This window comes from Nonomuraea sp. NPDC003707, assembly GCF_053587055.1.
Genome location: NZ_JBSFNK010000006.1, coordinates 362,296 through 378,685, shown reverse-complemented (window position 1 = coordinate 378,685; position 16,390 = coordinate 362,296). Strand labels below are relative to the sequence as shown.

The window sequence follows — 16,390 nt, the reverse complement described above, 5'->3', positions numbered from 1 at the left end:
TTGAATATAAATCACTACCCATTGTGGTAGCAGGTGCAGGTGCCGTGGGGGAGGCGTTCGTTGTGCAGGAGCAGAGCATCGGGGCCATGCTGGCGGCAGCCAGGCATGCTGCCGGGCTGACCGTCGAGCAGGTCAGCGCGGCCACCAGGATCCGCGAGGCGATCATCCATGGCCTGGAGCAGGATGACGGCAGCCAGTGCGGTGGCGACTTCTACACCAGGGGGCACGTCAAGGCCGTGGCCAAGGCGGTGGGGCTCGATCCGGAGGCCACCGTCCATCTCTACGACCAGCAGCACGGCGGGGCGCCCAGGCCGGTCGCGGCCTCGGCCGTGTTCCAGGCCGACAAGAAGATCAACGTTCCGGAGCGGCGGGGGCCCAACTGGACGATGGCGCTCGGGGTGGCGCTGGCGATCGTGGTCGTCTTCGGCATGATGCGGGTGCTGGGCGGCGCGAGCGACCAGGTGCGGACGGCCGACGTGCAGGTGGCCTCGGCCCGGCCCAAGGTCCCGCCGAACATGCCCGTCCAGCCGAAGCCGGCGGCGGGCAAGGCGGTCAAACGCACGGTGACCGTCGAGATCAAGGCGAAGCGGTCGTCGTACGTCCAGGCTCACGACGCGATGGGGCGCAAGCTGTTCTCGGGCACGCTGAAGGCCGGAAAGTCCGACACGTGGAGTGCGGAAGACAAGGTCAGCGTGCTGCTGGCGGATGCGTCGGCCGTTACGCTGCAGGTGAACGGCAAGAAAGTGAAGCTGGACGCAGGCAGGGGGGAGATGCTGCGGCGCTCGTTCGGGCCACCCAAAACGACCGAGCGATAGCCATCTGGCGGGAGCCCGTGCATCGGGTGGTGGCCAACTCCCGATACCGTAGTGTTCACCATGTCATCCCGCCGAACCGCATCGCTGATCACTCTGGGCTGCGCGCGCAACGAGGTCGACTCCGAGGAGCTGGCCGCGCGACTTGAGGCTGCCGGTTGGCAGCTGGGCGACGACGACCCCGATGTCGTCGTCGTCAACACGTGTGGCTTCATCGACTCGGCCAAGAAGGACTCCATCGACACGCTGCTGGCCGCCGCCGACACCGGCGCAAAGGTGGTCGCAGCGGGCTGTATGGCCGAGCGCTACGGCAACGAGCTGGCCGAGGCACTGCCCGAAGCCAGCGCGGTGATCTCCTTCGACGACTACACGGAGATCGGCGGCCGCCTCGACGACGTCCTCGCCGGGCGGCCGCTGAAGCCCCACACGCCACGTGACCGCCGCACCCTGCTACCCATCTCGCCGGTGGACCGTGCCAGTGCCCCCAAGGCCAACATCCCCGGTCACGGCGATCTGCCCGCGGGCCTGGCGCCCGCGAGCGGCCCGCGCGTGCTGCGCAAGCGCCTGGACGAGAGCCCGGTGGCCTCGCTCAAGCTGGCCTCCGGCTGCGACCGGCGCTGCACGTTCTGCGCCATCCCGGCCTTCCGCGGCTCCTACGTCTCGCGCCGGCCCGACGAGCTGCTGGCCGAGGCCGACTGGCTGGCCCACCGTGGCGTGCGCGAGCTCGTCCTGGTCAGCGAGAACTCCACGTCCTACGGCAAGGATCTCGGTGACCTCCGGGCGCTGGAGAAGCTGCTGCCCGACCTGGCGGCCGTCGAGGGCGTCTCCCGGGTGCGGGTCAGCTACCTGCAGCCCGCCGAGCTGCGTCCTGGGCTCATCGACGTGCTCACGGGCACCGAGGGCGTCGCCCCCTACTTCGACCTGTCCTTCCAGCACGCGAGCGGCACCGTGCTGCGCAGGATGCGCCGCTTCGGCGACCCTGAGCGCTTCCTGGGGCTGCTCGAGACCATCCGCGAGCGCGCTCCCGAGGCGGGCGTGCGCTCCAACTTCATCGTGGGCTTCCCCGGCGAGACCGAGGAGGAGTTCGGCGAGCTGGTGGGCTTCCTGGAGGCGGCCAGGCTCGACGTGATCGGCGTGTTCGGCTACTCCGACGAGGACGGCACGGAGGCCGCCGATCTGCCGGGCAAGCTCGACCAGGAGGTCATCGACGAGCGCGTGCGCGTGCTCACCGAGCTGGCCGAGGAGCTGACCGCCCAGCGCGCGGAGGAGCGCATCGGCACCGAGGTCGACGTGCTGATCGACGACGACCTGGGCGACGGGGGCTACGAGGGCCGGGCCGCCCACCAGGGTCCCGAGGTCGACGGTTCCGTCACGGTTCAGGGGATCGGCCTCGTCAGGGGGCAGATCGTGCGCGCGGTCGTGGTCGACTCCGAGGGGGTCGACCTGATCGCGCGTATCAAGGCAAGTCCATGAAAAGGGACGAGCGCCGCGTCGTAAGCCCGTGGAACATCGCCAACGTCCTCACGGTTCTCCGGTTGGTGCTCGTCCCCTTCTTCGTCGTCTGCCTGTTCCTGCCGGGGACGGGCTGGCGGGTGGCCGCGCTGGCGGTCTTCGCGGTGGCCTCGATCACCGACCACCTGGACGGTGAGCTGGCCAGGCGGTACGGCCTGATCACCGACTTCGGCAAGATCGCCGACCCGATAGCGGACAAGGCGCTCACCGGCGCGGCGCTGGTGAGCCTGTCCATACTCAACGAGCTGCCCTGGTGGGTCACGATCCCGATCCTCACCAGGGAGCTCGGCATCACGGCCCTCAGGTTCCTGCTGCTGCGGCGCGCGGTCATCCCGGCCAGCTACGGCGGCAAGGTCAAGACCGTGCTGCAGATCGCCGCGATCGTGCTCTACCTCCTGCCGGGGGTGCCGGGGCCCGTCCGGTGGGTGGTCATGGGGGCGGCGCTGGTGGTCACCGTGGCCACCGGGGTCGACTACGTCATCAGAGCAATGCGGCTGCGCAAGGTCGCGAAGCAGGTGCGCGGGGAGTGATCGATGGCCGACGTGGCCGAGGTTCTGACGATGCTGGTGGGCCGGTCCGCCACGGTGGCGGTGGCCGAGTCGCTGACCGGCGGGCTCATCGGGGCCGCCATCACGTCGGTCTCGGGGTCGTCGAAGGCGTTCAGGGGCGGGGTGATCTCGTACGCCACCGACCTCAAGCAGGAGCTGCTAGGGGTGCCGGGGGAGTTGCTGCGGCGCGAGGGGGCCGTACATCCTGAGGTGGCCGCGGCCATGGCGGCGGGGGTCGCGCGGCTGTGCGGGGCCACGTACGGGCTGGCCGTGACGGGTGTGGCCGGGCCGGAGCCGCAGGACGGCAAGCCCGTCGGCACCGTGTACGCGGCCGTCTGCGGGCCGGGGGGCAGGATTTGGGGGCGTGAATTGAGACTTGGCGGGTCGCGCGAACGTATCAGGGTAGAGACGGTGGACGAGGCAGTCGATCTACTGTCAGGTGTGCTGAAGGCGAACATAGGGGAACATTCCGGGTGATTACCGTGTTACGTCCCGAGCGAACATGCGAAGCACGGTCTGACGCGGTGTCGGTGGATACGGGTACGGTGGAGCTGTGAGTGAGGTCCGTGAGCCAACTGCAAGCACCGAGCGCCCGGCAGGCGGGCCTGAAGCGTCGCGAGCGGCGGTCCAGGGGCGGCCACGCCCCATGATGACGGCGAGGAGTATGTACGAAGCTAAGAAGACCACAGTGCGGCACGATCCGATCGCGCGGGGCGTGGTGAAGTCATCCGCGCCGGGGAGGGAGCGACAGATGATTCTGCTGCGTCAGCTGCTCGGCGACGTGCTGAGGCGGTTGAGGGTGCGGCAGGGACGCACGCTACGCGAGGTGTCCACCCAGGCACGTGTCTCGCTCGGCTACTTGTCCGAGGTCGAGCGCGGCCAGAAGGAAGCCTCGTCGGAGCTGCTGGCGTCCATTTGCGGCGCACTCGAAGTTCCCCTTTCGCAGGTGTTGCGTGAGGTTTCCGACCAGTTCGCGCTGGCGGAGCTCCAGGCTGCCCCTGTGCTGGCCGACGTGCCCGATCGCGAACGGCTGCCCCTTACGGAGACGGTCCCCGGGTCTATTTCCGACTCCGTGTTCCCCGAAGTCAAGGACATGGTGGCTGCCTAACCCAGCTGGCAGCCAGCACACCACAGGATCAGCCGTTCCTGTGGCTGCGCCCCCATCTCCCCACGGCTGATGCGGGTGCCGCATCGGCGACAGGGCCTCCCTGCCCTGCCGTAGACCCACGTCTGGTTCGCCGGGCGGCGATCACCTGTGGTCACCGTGCCCGCATGCCCCTTGTTCGCGTCCAGCAAGCGCTGGGCCAGTGACACGAGCCCGTTGAGATCCTCGATCTCCCCGACCTTCTTCCACGGCCAGACACCGCGCAGGAACAGGGTCTCGGCGCGATAGATCGTGCCGATCCCAGCCAGGTTGCGCTGATCGAGCAGCGCCTCCCCGATGGTCCTGTCGGGCGCCCCTCGCAGCCTTCGCACGGCCTCATCCGGGTCCCAGTCCGGGCCGAGCAGATCCGGCCCCAGATGGCCGACCAGCCGTGCCTCCTCGCCTGTCCTGACGAGATCCACCATTCCCAGCCTGACCCCCACCGCCTGCCATCGCTCGTTGGCCAGGATCAGCCTGACCTGGTCGCCAGGAGCGGTCCGGCGACCGGCCGCCATGACCTGCCAGCTCCCGTCCATGCGCAGATGGGTGTGCACGGTCAGGTCGCCTTCGACGCGGGTGAGCAGGTGCTTGCCCCTGGAGACCGTGGTGATGACCGTACGGCCGGTCAGGTCGGCCGTGGCGTGCCTGGGGACGCGGAAGTCCGACCTGGTGAGCACCTGACCGTCCAGCGCGCCGCGCAGCTTCGCGGCCGTGCGGTAGACGGCGTCTCCTTCGGGCATCCCTCCAGTCTAAGAACGCGCACCCGCCTCGTGCGCGGCCACCCAGCCGTCCACCAGCGCGCACAGCTGGTCCAGCGCCTCCTCCGCACGCTCGCGCTCGCCGGTCGTGAGGAAGTCGATCTGCAGCCCCGAGTACGCCGAGTTGACCAGCGTGGAGATCCGCATCGCCTCCGCCTCCGGGACGCCCCGATCGCGCAGCAGGCCCGCCACGAACTCCGACCGGTCCGCCAGCAGCCGGGGCACGTGCCCCAGGAGCCGGCCACCGGCCGCCAGCCCCTCGATCTCGCGGATCAGGCGGGCGACCGGCAGATTCTCCTCCCGTGCCTGCCAGTCCCAGGTGCGGCGGATGATCGTGCCCACGCTGTCGGAGCCCGACCAGCCCGGCAGCGCGCGCAGCCATTCGCGGTGCCGCTCGTCCAGGCGCTCCATGGTGGCCGAGAGCAGCGCTTCCTTGTCGGCGAAGTGGTGGGTCAGCACACGGGTGGACTTGCCCAGGTGCTCGGCGAGCGGGCGCATCGACAGGGTCGAGAGGCCATGTCCGGCCAGGTAGTCGACGATCTGGTCGAGCAGTTCGGCCCGGCGGTGCGGGTCGGCGGTCCTGGCCATCGGCGAAATCCCTTTGCGGTCATTGGGGTTACGACTGTTACCTTATATGGGAAACGACTGTTACCCTTATCGAGGGGATACCCATGCCCGCGTGGTTGCTCGCCCTGGTCTTCACCATGTTCACCTTCGCCACCGACGACTACGTGATCGCGGGCGTGCTGCCCGAGGTCTCCGCCGATCTCGGGGTCAGCGTGGCGGCGGGCGGGCAGCTCGTCACCGCCTTCTCGCTGGCGTTCGCGCTGGGGGCGCCCGTGGCCTCCGTGGTGAGCGCCACCTGGTCGCGGCGGGGGCTGTTCACCTGGGCCCTGGCACTGTTCACCGCAGCGAACTGGGCGGCCGCGTTCACGACCTCCTACGCCGTCCTCATGGGGCTGCGCGTGCTGGCGGCGCTGGCCGCGGCTGCCGTCGTGCCCGCCGTGTACGCCCTCGCGACCTCGCTGGCCCCCGAAGAGCGCCGGGGACGTTACCTGGCTCTGGTGATGGGCGGGATGACCGGCTCGCTCATGCTCGGCGTTCCCGTCGGCACGTGGGTGGGCGGCGCGTTCGGCTGGCAGGCCACGTTCGGGCTCGGCGGGCTGCTGGGGCTCGTCGCGCTGGTCGCGATCAGGGCGACGCTGCCCGAGTCACCCCCGGCGGCCGCCATGCCGGTCAGGGAGCGGCTGGCGCCGCTGGCCCGGCCGCAGGTGCTGCTCGGCCTGCTCGGGGTCGTGGGGATCGTGCTGGGCAGCATGATGCTGATGACCTATCTCGCGCCGTTCCTGCGGGACCTGGCCGGGGCCGGGCCGGCGGAGCTGGGGTGGGTGTTCGCGCTGGCCGGGCTCGCCGGGCTGGCGGGCGGACAGCTCGGCGGGTGGGCCGCCGACCGGTGGGGCGCCGACCGGGCGCTGATCGTGGGCATCGCCGGGTTCACGGCGGTGATGGGCCTGTTCGCCGTCTGCTGGGCGCTGCGGCCGCTGCCGCTGCCCGCGCTCCTGCCGCTGCTGCTGGTGTGGGCGGCCGTGTCGTGGTGGATCCCGCCGCCCGCGCAGACCCGGCTGCTCGCCCTGGCCGGCCCGGCCGGGCCGCAGGCGCTGGCGCTCAACAGCAGCGCCGTCTACGTCGGGGTCTCGGGCGGTGGCGCGGTGGGCGGGCTCGTTCTGGAGAGCCACGGAAGTGGCCGGCTGCCCTTGGCCGCGGCCGCCGTCGAGCTGGCCGCCCTCGCGCTCTTCTGGGCGGCCGGCAGGGCACGCCCCCCGGCTACCGTCGAGGATCGCGCGGCGCCGCAGGGTGAGGCGGGCGGTTGATGATCGAGAACGGCTGCGTCGGGGCGGTGGGGGGATCATAATGACGGCGAGGAGTAGGCCTGGCGGAAGGCTGATCGCGGCATGCCGGAGATCACAGGTTTACGCGGGGGCGACCCCGCCGAGATCGGCGGATATCGGCTGACCGGCCGCCTGGGCTCCAGCGTGTACGCCGCACGCTCCCGCTCCGGGGAACCCGTGGCCGTCAGGCTGCTGCCGGCCGAGATGGAGCCCGAGCCCTTCCTCCTCGCCATGGAGCGTCAGCAGGCCGTCTCCGCGGTCACCACCGCGCAGATCCTGGCCACCGGCATGCTGGGCGAGCAGGCGTACGTCGTCAGCGAGTACGTCGAAGGGCCCGCGCTCGAAGAGGCCGGAGGCTTCCTCGGCGAGGTGGGGCTCCACCGGCTCGCCGTCGGGACCATCACGGCGCTGGTCGCGATCCATCAGGCAGGGCTCGTGCACGGCGACATCCGGCCCGGCAACGTGCTGCTCGGCCCGGACGGGCCACGGGTGATCAACGCCGGGCTCGAGCAGGCGATGGCGGAGGCGGCCATCTCCACCCGCAAGGTCGCCGTGCCCGCGTACAGCGCGCCCGAGCGGCTGCGGGGCGCGGGGGCCGAGCCGCCCGCGGACGTGTTCTCCTGGGCGGCCACCATGGTGTTCGCCGCGACCGGGTCGGCTCCGTTCGACGGCGGCTCCATGGCCGCGACGGTCGATCGGATCGTCCGCGACGCGCCCACGCTGCCCGGCAATCTGGGTGAGCTGCACGGCCTGATCGTGGCGTGCCTGGACAAGGATCCGGCGGGGCGGCCCAGCGCCAGCGCGGTGTTGTTACGGCTGGTGGGCCAGACGATGTTCCTGACCGGGCAGGCGGAGCCGCCCGCCCCGCAGCCACCGCCGCCCGACCGGCCGAGGCGTGGGGGAAGGGGACCGGCCGCACTGGCCGCGGCGTTCGCGGCCGGGGCGCTGGTCTCAGGAGCCGGGGTGTACGTGCTGGTCGACGAACCGGCACCGGTCAGGCAGGCGGCCGCGACCACCAGTGCCACGCCGAGCACCACGCCCACGGTCACCTCCTCGCTGAACCAGGTGCCGGTGGAGAAGGTGGAGGCGAAGGCCGCCACGGACACCAAGCTCCCGGCGGTCGGCGCGACCCTGCACGAGAACCCCAAGGACCCCGTCAGGCTGACGGCCTACCTGGAGGTCGCCGGCAAGTTCACCAGCTACGTCAGGGACAGGTCGGGTGCCTTCAAGGCCGTCGGCCTGGCCGAGGAGCCGATGGTCTCGCCCGACGGCGACTGGGTCGCGCTCAACCCGTGGCTGAAGTTCCAGAACGCGGAGATGGACCAGGTGAAGTTCACCAGGCTGTCCACCGGCGAGAGCTTCACCGTCGCCACGGTCAAGAAGCCCTTGCGGACCATGATCCCGGCCTGGTCGCGCGACGGGCGCAGGCTGCTGCTCTCGGTCGTCGACGACGGCAAGCCGCAGCGGATCGTGGGCTTCGTGCTGGTCGACGTGGCCGCCAGGAAGGCCGTGCACGTCGAGACGGCCTTCACCGACAACGCCTCGCTCAACTTCACCTTCACCCCCGACGGCAGGATCGCCAAAGCCTACTTCGACGGCAAGACCAACGGGATCGACTTCTACAGCGACTCAGGTGAGGTGACCAGGTCGATGCACTGGGTGGGCCTGCCGCGTGACCGCGACTGGTACTCGCCGTCGGGCAAGCAGTTCGTCACCGTCTGCCCGGGCGGCCGCAAGGACCTGTGCGTCTGGAACGCCGCGACCGGCGTCAGGCTGAAAACGGTGCCCCGCGCCACCTCGGAGGGCAACCTGCTCGGCTGGTTCGGCGAGTCGCACCTGCTGGTGCAGGAGCCGGGCAAGAAGAAGGGCACGGCCCAGGTCAAGGTCATCGATCTGGTCGGTGCCACCGTCCGCGTGCTCGCCGACGTGCTCCCGCTCAAAGCCTCCATGCAGTTCGCCGCCGCGCCGCGATGACGAAAGCGCTGAGCGCCGGTGATCCCGCCCAGGTGGGCGGGTACCGCATCGTGGGCCGGCTCGGCGAGGGCGGCCAGGGGGTGGTCTACCTCGGTGAGGCGCCCGGCGGAAGACGGGTCGCGGTCAAGATGCTGGGGGCCGGGCTGGACGACCCCGACGCGCGGACGCGCTTCCAGCAGGAGATCGGGTACGCGCGCCGGGTCAAGGCGTTCTGCACCGCCCAGGTGCTGGCCAGCGGCGAGCTGAACGGCAGCCCGTACGTGGTGAGCGAGTTCGTCGACGGGCCCTCGCTGGCGGAGATGATCCGCGAACGCGGCGCGCTGCGCGGAGCGGAGCTGCGCAGGCTCGCCAGCGGCACGCTGACCGCGCTGTCGGCCATCCACCAGGCGGGCGTGGTGCACAGGGACTTCAAGCCCGGCAACGTGCTGCTCAGCAGGGACGGGCCACGGGTGATCGACTTCGGCATCTCCAGGGCGCTGGAGGAGTCGGAGCTGGCGGGGGAGCACCTGGTGGGGACGCCGCCGTACATGGCTCCCGAGCAGTTCGGCGGGCGGGCGGCGGGGCCGGCGGCCGACATGTTCGCCTGGGCCTCGACCATGGTGGCCGCCGCCACGGGCACCCCGCCGTTCGGGGCGGGCGACGTGCCCGCGCTGATCAACCGGATCCTGTACGCCGAGCCCGACCTGGGCGGTCTCGACGAGGAGCTGCGGGACCTGGTGGCGCGGTGCCTGGTCAAGGCTCCGGAGGCCCGCCCCACCGCGGCCCGGGCGCTGCTCGGCCTGCTCGGCCACCACGTGCCTGAGCAGCGCCTCCTGGCCGAAGGGCAGCAGTCGGCGGCACCGCCTCCCGGCCGAGCGCCGGGCCGCCGGTGGTGGCTCGTCGCCGGGGCCGTGACCGCCGCCGTGGCTGTGACGGCGGCCGTGCTGCTCACCCGGCCCGCCCCGCCGCCTGTCGGCACGGGCACCCCCACGCTGATCGCCGCGCCCCTGCCCGCCCCGCGCGAGGGCCGGATGGAGCTCACCTCGACGGCGAAGGTGAAGATCCCCGACACCAAGATCACGCTGTACGAGAACCCGGCCGACCCGATCTGGGTCTCGTCGTACCACGACCAGCGCGACGGCAGCGGCTACCCGTCGTACGTGCGGGACCCGTCGAACGGGACCTTCGGCTACTTCGGGGGCTTCGAGGAGCCGATCGTCTCGCCCGGCGGCGGCTACGTGGCCTCGCTCTCGGCCACCCGCTTCCGCACGCCGGACTTCGAGTCCGTCCGGATACGCGACCGCGTCACCGGCCAGGACCGGCAGATCCGTACCGTCGACAAACCCGCCACGCTGTTCCGCCCGAACTGGTCGGCCGACGGGCGCCGGTGGCTGGCCACCGTCATCGAGGATCAGGAACAGGACCGCGTGGTGGGCTTCGCGGTCGTGGACGCTGTCGCGGGCACCGTCAAAATCACCAAGGTCGCCGGCGGGAACGACGTCAGGTTCGGGTGGGGCGCGGACGGCAAGAGCGTGCTGTACGAGATGCCCGGCGGGGCCGTGCGGGTGCTGGATCTCGAAGGCAGGGCGTTGCGGACGTTCATGGGAGTGGGCGAGCTTTATGAAGGCGGCGTGGCCCGCACCACGCTCGGGTCAATCTTTTCCACTAAATGCCCCGATATTTCGGCAAATGTCTGTTTCTGGGATGCGGAGAGCGGCGCCAAAAAGGGCGTGGCCCGGCTGCCGAAGGGCGGCGCCTACCACGGGTGGCTCGACGACGCCCACCTCCTGGCCACCACGCCCGTCGGCAAGAACACCGACGTGGTCCTCGCGGACGCCACCGGCCGCACCGTGCGCAAGCTGGCCGCCGGGCCCAAGACCGAGATCGCCCGGGTGGTGCTCTGGTTCACCCGGAAGTGATCAGTCCCAGGCGGCCGGGTCCGCGGCGAGCTGGCGGACCCGCTCGGGCAACGCCCCGGAGGCGACCTGGTCGAGGGTGACCTCCTCCAGGATGGAACGCTCGGTGGCGCGCAACGCGATCCACACCTGCTGCAACGACTCGGCGGGCCCCCGGTAGCCGACATGCTCGGGCCGCTCGCCGCGTACGTTGGCCAGCGGGCCGTCCACGGCCCTGATCACATCGGCCAGCGAGATTTCGGTGGCGGGCCTGGCCAGCACGTAGCCACCCTCGGGCCCACGCTGCCCGCGCACGAGCCCGGCACGCCGCATCTGCAACAGGATGTTCTCCAGGTATTTGGGCGGCATGTCCTGTTCCTTGGCGAGTTCGCCCACGGTAGTCGGCCCTGCACCGGCTGCGGCGAGTTCGGCGGCGGCACGGAGGGCGTAGTCGACACGAGCGGAAAGGCGCATGTTCTCGATTATCCCCCCTGGTCAACATGGTTGGTGCGCTCGTGTGCTGGTTGTGGGGGCGCACGTTGTGCTTGACCTGCATGCGGACAACGGCCAGCGTCTCAGGGAATCTCAGGACATGTTGCCTCCCGAGGCCGACGAAGCCCCGGCCGGACGGCTCGGGGGACGTCGTCGCCTGCGGACGCTTCCAGGTTCGGGAGGAGATCTGGGATGCTCTGCGGCGTGACTGACTCAGAGCACACCTCCAAGCCCGCAGACGCGCCCGGCCCCTTGAACTTTGACCCACTGCGCGTTGGCACCAACGCCTTGTACGCGGGTGCCGGGCTGGCCGTGCTGGTCTTCATCGCCTTCTTGGGACGGCCGCCGTGGCTGTGGATCGCGGCGGCCTTCGGCATCGCGTTGATCGGGGTGGGCTTGCGCATCGAAGCCGCGATTCGGGCTCAGTCGAAACGCTGATGGGAACAGCGGTTCGCGCCGGGGAGAGGCAGAATCGGGTCATGGTGCGGCAGGAGATCGACTGGAGCAGGCTCAAGGTCACGAGCCGGCAGCAGATCGCGGAGTTACGCGTTGCGCGGGCCCATGAGCGGGAGATGCGCGAGGTGCGCAAAAGGGTGCGGCTTTACCAGAATGTCCGCACGGCCTCGATCTTGATCCTCGTGACGGCGTGGGCTGTGGTGGCGGTTCTGCGTGGGGTCGGTGTACTCCCGCCGCTGGTTCCGTAGTGCGCCGCGGGCACCCGATCCGAATGCGCGCGATGGTGAGAGCGCTAAACTTCCAACAACCTTTTCGATAACAGCGGTTCTCATGAGACGGCGGAATTCAGCGTGGAGCGACGCCCTGGTGTGCCCAGACTGCTCAGGGAGATCAACGACCGGGCCGCGCTGGACCTGTTGCTCGCCACAGGCCCCATGACCCGTGGCCAGATCGGCGATCTGACCGGCCTGTCCAAGGTCACGGCCTCGCAGACGCTGGCCAGGCTGGAGGAGCGCGGCCTGGTCGAGGTGGTCGGCGCCCAGGCCGGCGGGCGGGGGCCCAACGCGGCGCTCTACTCGGTGATCCCCTCCAGCGCGTACGTGGCCGGCCTCGAGGTCGGGCCCGAGTTGATCTCCACCGCGGTGGCCGACATCCACGGTCACACGATCGCCGAGGTCACGGTCGACCCCGGCGGCCACGACGACCCTGTCTCGGTGGTCCACGGCGCGATCGTCAAGGCCTGCCGCAGCGCCAAGATCAGCCTCTCCAAGCTGCGCGGCGTCGTGATCGGCACCCCTGGCGTGGTCGATCCGCGCAGCGGCGACGTACGCTTCTCGTTCGACCTGCCGGGCTGGCACGAGGGCATCCACGAGGCCCTGGCCGGCGACCTGCGGCGCGCGGTCACCATCGAGAACGACGTCAACCTCGCCGCCATCGCCGAGCGGGCCGACGGGGCGGCCAAGGGGCTCGACGACTTCGTCCTGCTGTGGTCCAGCCGTGGCCTGGGCCTGGCGATCATGCTCGGCGGCAAGCTGCACCGGGGCCGCTCCGGCAGCGCGGGCGAGATCGGCTACCTGCCGGTGCCCGGCGTGCCACTGCCCGAGGACATCCGCACCGAGCCCGGGCGGCTGCCCTCGCTGGCCGGCGGCCTGCAGTCGCTGGTCAGCGCCGAGGCGGTGGCGGAGCTGGCCCAGACGTACGGGTTCGCGGCCGGCAGCGCGGGCGAGTGCGTCAAGGTCGCGATGGCGGCGGGCGCCCAGGGCGAGCCGCTGCTCGACGAGATCGCCAACCGGCTCGCCCTGGGCGTCGCCGCCGTGTGCGTGATCCTCGACCCCGGGCTGGTCGTGCTGGCCGGGGAGATCGGCCACGCCGGCGGACCCGCGCTCACGTCCCGGGTGGAGGAGGCGGTGGCCAGGATCTGCCCGGTGCGCCCCCAGGTCGTCACCACGAAGATCACCGACGCCAACCCGGTGCTGCGCGGCGCCGTGCTGGCCGCCCTCGACCAGGCCCGCGAGGAGCTGCTGGCGCCTTAGACAGTGAGCGGCTCGACCGGGCCCGCGAGGAGCTAGGCCGTGAGCAGTTCGATCGCGGCCTGGGCGTTGGCCCGGGCGGCCCCGTACGTGGCGATGTAGGCGGCGCTGTCGGGGCGCCACACGGGCAGCCCCATCTCGATCACCGTCGCGTCCGGACGAGCCGCCACCAGCGCGGAGACCAGTTCCTGGCTCGCCTGGTGGCGGTGCGCGTCCTTGACCACCACGACCAGGGACCGGTTCACGGCCTTGGCCAGCAGGTCAGGAACGTCGGCGGCCGCGGGCTTGACCCGGACGATCTCCGCGTCCGGCAGCCACGGGCCCACGCCCCACGGCACGTCGCCCACGGCGATCGTCGGCGGGGTGTCCACCTCGATCACCAGGGGCTCGACCAGGGGCTCCGTCGCTCCGGTCAGCCGCACGGCGCGGCGCGCGGCGTGCAGGCCGACCACGTTCTGCTCGGCGGCGACAGGCGCGGGCGCCCCGAACCAGGCCCGCAGCGCCGCCACCCGCGCCGCCGCCTCCTCCAGCCGGGAGAGCGGCAGCCGCCCCTCGCGCACCGCGGAGACGATCTCCGCGATGATGGCCTGGACGTCGTCGTAGGTCGGCAGCGGCCCGAGGCACAGCAGGTCGGCCCCGGCCGCGAGCGTCAGCACCGCGCCGCCGGCCAGGCCCACGCTCCTGGTGATCGCCCGCATGTCGAGCGCGTCGGTGATGACCACGCCGTCGTAGCCGAGCTCGCCCCTGAGGAGCCCGGTGAGCGCGGCGCTGGACAGCGTGGCGGGCGTCTCGCCCGTCACTGCGGGCACCGCGACGTGCGCGGTCATCACCGACCTGGCCCCCGCGCCGACCGCCGCGCGGAACGGGGCCAGCTCCCGCTCCCGCAGCACGTCCAGGTCCACGTCCACGACGGGGATCGCCAGGTGGGAGTCCACCCGGGTGGCGCCGTGGCCGGGGAAGTGCTTGACGCAGGCGGCCACGTTCACCGACTGCAGGCCCTCCACGGCCGCCACCGTGTGCCTGGCGACCAGCTCCGGGTCGGGCCCGAAGGACCTGGTGCCGATCACCGGGTTGTCGGCCTCGGTGTTGACGTCGGCGCTGGGCGCCATGTCCAGGTTGATGCCGCAGGCGGCCAGCTCCGAGCCGATCGCGCGGTAGACCCGGCGGGTCAGCTCGACGTCGTCCACCGCGCCCAGTGCCGCGTTCCCCGGGTACGGGCTGCCGACGTGGTACGCCAGCCGCGTCACGTCGCCGCCCTCCTCGTCCAGCGAGATGACGGGCTCACCGGCGCCCCGCAGCGCGGACGTCAGGTCGCTCACCTGGCCGGGATCGGCCACGTTGAAGCCGAAGAGCGTGACGCCGCCCAGGCCCTGCTCCAGCTCGCGCAGCACCCATTCGGGCGCCACGGTGCCCTGGAAGGCGACGAGCAGCGTGCCGGCCGCGAGACGGCGCAGCCCCCGATCACTCTGACTCATAGCTCCTCATCGGATTTCAGGCCCAAAGATGGGCAGGGTCGAATAAGGCATTCGCCCTGCGGATGTCAGCCCTTCACGGCCCCGGCGACCAGGCCGGAGACCATGCGGCGTTGTACGAGAAGGAAGAAGATGACGACCGGGATGGTCATCATCGTGGAGCTGGCCATGATGGCGCCCCAGTCGGTGCCCTTCTGCCCGAAGAAGTACTGCAGGGCCACCGGCATCGTGTACTTGGTCGGGTCGTTGATCAGGTAGAGCGCCATGATCAGCTCGTTCCACGCGGTGATGAACGAGAAGATGCTGGTCGCGACCAGACCCGGGGCCACCAGCGGGAAGAGCACCTTCCAGAAGGTGGTGAACCGGCTCGCGCCGTCGATCCAGGCCGCCTCCTCCAGCGACTTGGGCACGGCGGCCACGAACGTGCGCAGCATCCAGATCCCGAACGGCAGCGTCAGCGCGACCTGCGTCACGATCAGACCGAGCAACTGGTCATAGAGGCCCAGCCGCTTGACGCCGAGGAACAGCGGGATGAGCAGCGCCTCGGCCGGGATCATCTGCGCGACGAGCAGCAGGCTCAGGAACGCCGTGCGCCCCTTGAACCGGAACCGGGCCACCGCGGTGGCCGACAGCAGCGCGAAGACCGCGCCGATCAGGACCGTCCCGAGCGCGACGATGGCGCTGTTGCGCATGTAGAGCCAGATCGAGTGCCCGGCCACGCCGTCGGTGAGCACCCGCGTGACGTGCTCGAAGGTGAAGTGCGTGGGGAACGGGATGAATTCGGTGGTGAAGATCTGGTCGTTCGCCTTGAAGCCGGTGGAGACCATCCAGTAGACGGGGAAGACGGCGACCAGGAAGACCAGCACGCCTGCCGCGTTGAGCGTGGCCTTGCCCAGGCGCCTGCGGGCCTGCGGGCTCTTCACAGCTCCTCCTGCTTGAACATCTGGCGGATGTAGGCCGCGGTGACGATGAGCAGGATCACGGTCAGGACCACCGCGATGGCGGCGCCCGATCCCATCTTCGGCGGGGCCTTGAACGCCTCGGTCACCGCGTACATCGACAGGTTGTAGGCCTCCCGGTTGGTGGTGCCGGCCAGCACGTACAGCTGGGAGAAGACCTTGAAGTCCCAGATGATCGAGAGCACGGTCAGCACCGCGAACACCGGCTTGAGCAGCGGGAAGGTGATCTTCCTGAACGTGCGCCAGGCGCCGGAGCCGTCCACCTTGGCCGCCTCGTACAGCTCGGCCGGGATGCCCTTGAGGCCGGCCAGCACCGAGACCGCGATGAAGGGGAAGCCCGCCCAGACGACGCAGACGATCAGCGCCATGTAGATGGACCAGGCGTCGTTGAGCCACGGCTGACCGGTCCAGTCGGCCCGTCCGAACAGGGCTTTGGAGAGCCCGTCGGGCAGCAGGTTGAGCGCCCAGTTGACGATGCCGGCCTCGGCGTCGAACAGCGAGCGCCAGATCATGCCCTGCGCCACCGGCGGGACCGCCCAGGCGAACATGATGCCGATGATGACGAACAGCGACATCTTCTTGCCGAGCCGGTGCAGCAGGACGCCGACGGCGGTGCCGAGGATCAGCGTGAGCGGCACCGCGATCACCGCGAACACCAGCGTGTTGCGCAGCGAGGACCAGAAGATGTCGTTCTCGAAGACCTTGGTGAAGTTCTCGAGCCCGACCCAGGTGGCCGGCTTCTTGCCCGAGATCTGGACGAGTCCCACCTTCTGGAAGGAGATGATCACCATCTGGATCAGCGGCCACAGCAGCAGCGCGCCGATGACCAGCAGTCCCGGGATCAGCAGGACGTAGGGGATCGACCAGGCGGGCAGGCCGCTGGCCCGCGGTGGCCGGTGTGAGCGGCGCCGCCCCGGGGCGGAGGCGCGGCCTCCGCCCCGGGGGGCGAGCGTTGACGTGTTCGTCACAGG

At 70.7% G+C, this 16,390-nt stretch carries 17 protein-coding genes; 11 read left to right on the top strand and 6 right to left on the bottom strand.

The window, feature by feature from the left end:
* Positions 1–44: 44 nt before the first annotated feature.
* The 5 genes from ACWDRB_RS18630 (at position 45) to ACWDRB_RS18610 (ending at position 3,980) form a co-directional block, all read left to right on the top strand.
* On the top strand, positions 45–815 hold the full coding sequence (locus tag ACWDRB_RS18630; protein WP_363967632.1) for a helix-turn-helix domain-containing protein: 771 nt from the start codon (positions 45–47) through the stop codon (positions 813–815).
* Between the two features lie 60 nt (positions 816–875).
* On the top strand, positions 876–2,285 hold the full coding sequence (gene rimO, locus ACWDRB_RS18625; RefSeq protein ID WP_350724739.1) for a 30S ribosomal protein S12 methylthiotransferase RimO: 1,410 nt from the start codon (positions 876–878) through the stop codon (positions 2,283–2,285).
* Positions 2,282–2,854, top strand: a complete 573-nt coding sequence (gene pgsA / locus ACWDRB_RS18620; protein ID WP_449895305.1) for a CDP-diacylglycerol--glycerol-3-phosphate 3-phosphatidyltransferase — start codon at positions 2,282–2,284, stop codon at positions 2,852–2,854. Before rimO ends, pgsA begins: the two co-directional genes overlap by 4 nt.
* 3 nt (positions 2,855–2,857) lie before the next feature.
* The gene (locus ACWDRB_RS18615; RefSeq protein ID WP_355201665.1) at positions 2,858–3,349 is read left to right on the top strand and encodes a CinA family protein; all 492 of its coding nucleotides are present in this window, start codon (positions 2,858–2,860) and stop codon (positions 3,347–3,349) included.
* A gap of 274 nt (positions 3,350–3,623) precedes the next feature.
* Positions 3,624–3,980, top strand: a complete 357-nt coding sequence (locus ACWDRB_RS18610; protein ID WP_185071833.1) for a helix-turn-helix domain-containing protein — start codon at positions 3,624–3,626, stop codon at positions 3,978–3,980.
* On the opposite strand, the gene ACWDRB_RS18605 is transcribed toward ACWDRB_RS18610, so the two are convergent.
* Positions 3,977–4,756, bottom strand: a complete 780-nt coding sequence (locus ACWDRB_RS18605; RefSeq protein WP_350724744.1) for a DNA-formamidopyrimidine glycosylase family protein — start codon at positions 4,754–4,756, stop codon at positions 3,977–3,979. The two genes, ACWDRB_RS18610 and ACWDRB_RS18605, sit on opposite strands and share 4 nt — an antisense overlap.
* A gap of 9 nt (positions 4,757–4,765) precedes the next feature.
* The gene (locus ACWDRB_RS18600; protein WP_449895302.1) at positions 4,766–5,362 is read right to left on the bottom strand and encodes a TetR/AcrR family transcriptional regulator; all 597 of its coding nucleotides are present in this window, start codon (positions 5,360–5,362) and stop codon (positions 4,766–4,768) included.
* A gap of 83 nt (positions 5,363–5,445) precedes the next feature.
* Here ACWDRB_RS18600 and ACWDRB_RS18595 point away from each other — a divergent pair, with 83 nt between their 5' ends.
* From ACWDRB_RS18595 to ACWDRB_RS18585, 3 genes are all read left to right on the top strand, one after another.
* Positions 5,446–6,645 (top strand): MFS transporter, encoded by a 1,200-nt coding sequence (locus ACWDRB_RS18595; protein ID WP_355201669.1) that lies wholly within the window; start codon positions 5,446–5,448, stop codon positions 6,643–6,645.
* 81 nt (positions 6,646–6,726) lie between these two features.
* On the top strand, positions 6,727–8,637 hold the full coding sequence (locus tag ACWDRB_RS18590) for a protein kinase domain-containing protein (protein ID WP_449895300.1): 1,911 nt from the start codon (positions 6,727–6,729) through the stop codon (positions 8,635–8,637).
* Complete coding sequence (locus ACWDRB_RS18585; RefSeq protein ID WP_449895297.1) at positions 8,634–10,535, top strand: serine/threonine protein kinase; 1,902 nt, start codon at positions 8,634–8,636, stop codon at positions 10,533–10,535. The genes ACWDRB_RS18590 and ACWDRB_RS18585 overlap by 4 nt, the downstream gene beginning before the upstream one ends.
* On the opposite strand, the gene ACWDRB_RS18580 is transcribed toward ACWDRB_RS18585, so the two are convergent.
* A complete protein-coding gene (locus ACWDRB_RS18580) occupies positions 10,536–10,985 on the bottom strand; it encodes an RrF2 family transcriptional regulator (RefSeq protein ID WP_192791024.1) in 450 nt (149 codons plus the stop codon).
* Between the two features lie 222 nt (positions 10,986–11,207).
* Here ACWDRB_RS18580 and ACWDRB_RS18575 point away from each other — a divergent pair, with 222 nt between their 5' ends.
* The 3 genes from ACWDRB_RS18575 to ACWDRB_RS18565 all read left to right on the top strand — a co-directional run bounded on the left by ACWDRB_RS18575 (position 11,208) and on the right by ACWDRB_RS18565 (position 12,991).
* Positions 11,208–11,441, top strand: coding sequence for a hypothetical protein (locus tag ACWDRB_RS18575; protein ID WP_449895293.1), 234 nt, complete (start codon positions 11,208–11,210; stop codon positions 11,439–11,441).
* Positions 11,442–11,482: 41 nt separating this feature from the next.
* Positions 11,483–11,707, top strand: coding sequence for a hypothetical protein (locus ACWDRB_RS18570; protein WP_449895291.1), 225 nt, complete (start codon positions 11,483–11,485; stop codon positions 11,705–11,707).
* A 102-nt stretch (positions 11,708–11,809) separates the two neighbouring features.
* Entirely contained in the window at positions 11,810–12,991 is a 1,182-nt protein-coding gene (locus tag ACWDRB_RS18565; RefSeq protein WP_350724758.1) for an ROK family transcriptional regulator, read from the top strand.
* A gap of 32 nt (positions 12,992–13,023) precedes the next feature.
* Here the strand turns inward: ACWDRB_RS18565 and ACWDRB_RS18560 are convergent, their stop codons facing one another.
* The 3 genes from ACWDRB_RS18560 to ACWDRB_RS18550 all read right to left on the bottom strand — a co-directional run bounded on the left by ACWDRB_RS18560 (position 13,024) and on the right by ACWDRB_RS18550 (position 16,387).
* Complete coding sequence (locus tag ACWDRB_RS18560; RefSeq protein WP_449895288.1) at positions 13,024–14,463, bottom strand: glycoside hydrolase family 3 protein; 1,440 nt, start codon at positions 14,461–14,463, stop codon at positions 13,024–13,026.
* Positions 14,464–14,528: 65 nt separating this feature from the next.
* Positions 14,529–15,383: a carbohydrate ABC transporter permease gene (locus ACWDRB_RS18555; protein ID WP_350724762.1), complete on the bottom strand. Its 855-nt coding sequence runs from the start codon at positions 15,381–15,383 to the stop codon at positions 14,529–14,531.
* Positions 15,380–16,387 (bottom strand): carbohydrate ABC transporter permease, encoded by a 1,008-nt coding sequence (locus tag ACWDRB_RS18550; RefSeq protein ID WP_363967610.1) that lies wholly within the window; start codon positions 16,385–16,387, stop codon positions 15,380–15,382. Before ACWDRB_RS18550 ends, ACWDRB_RS18555 begins: the two co-directional genes overlap by 4 nt.
* Positions 16,388–16,390: the final 3 nt, after the last annotated feature.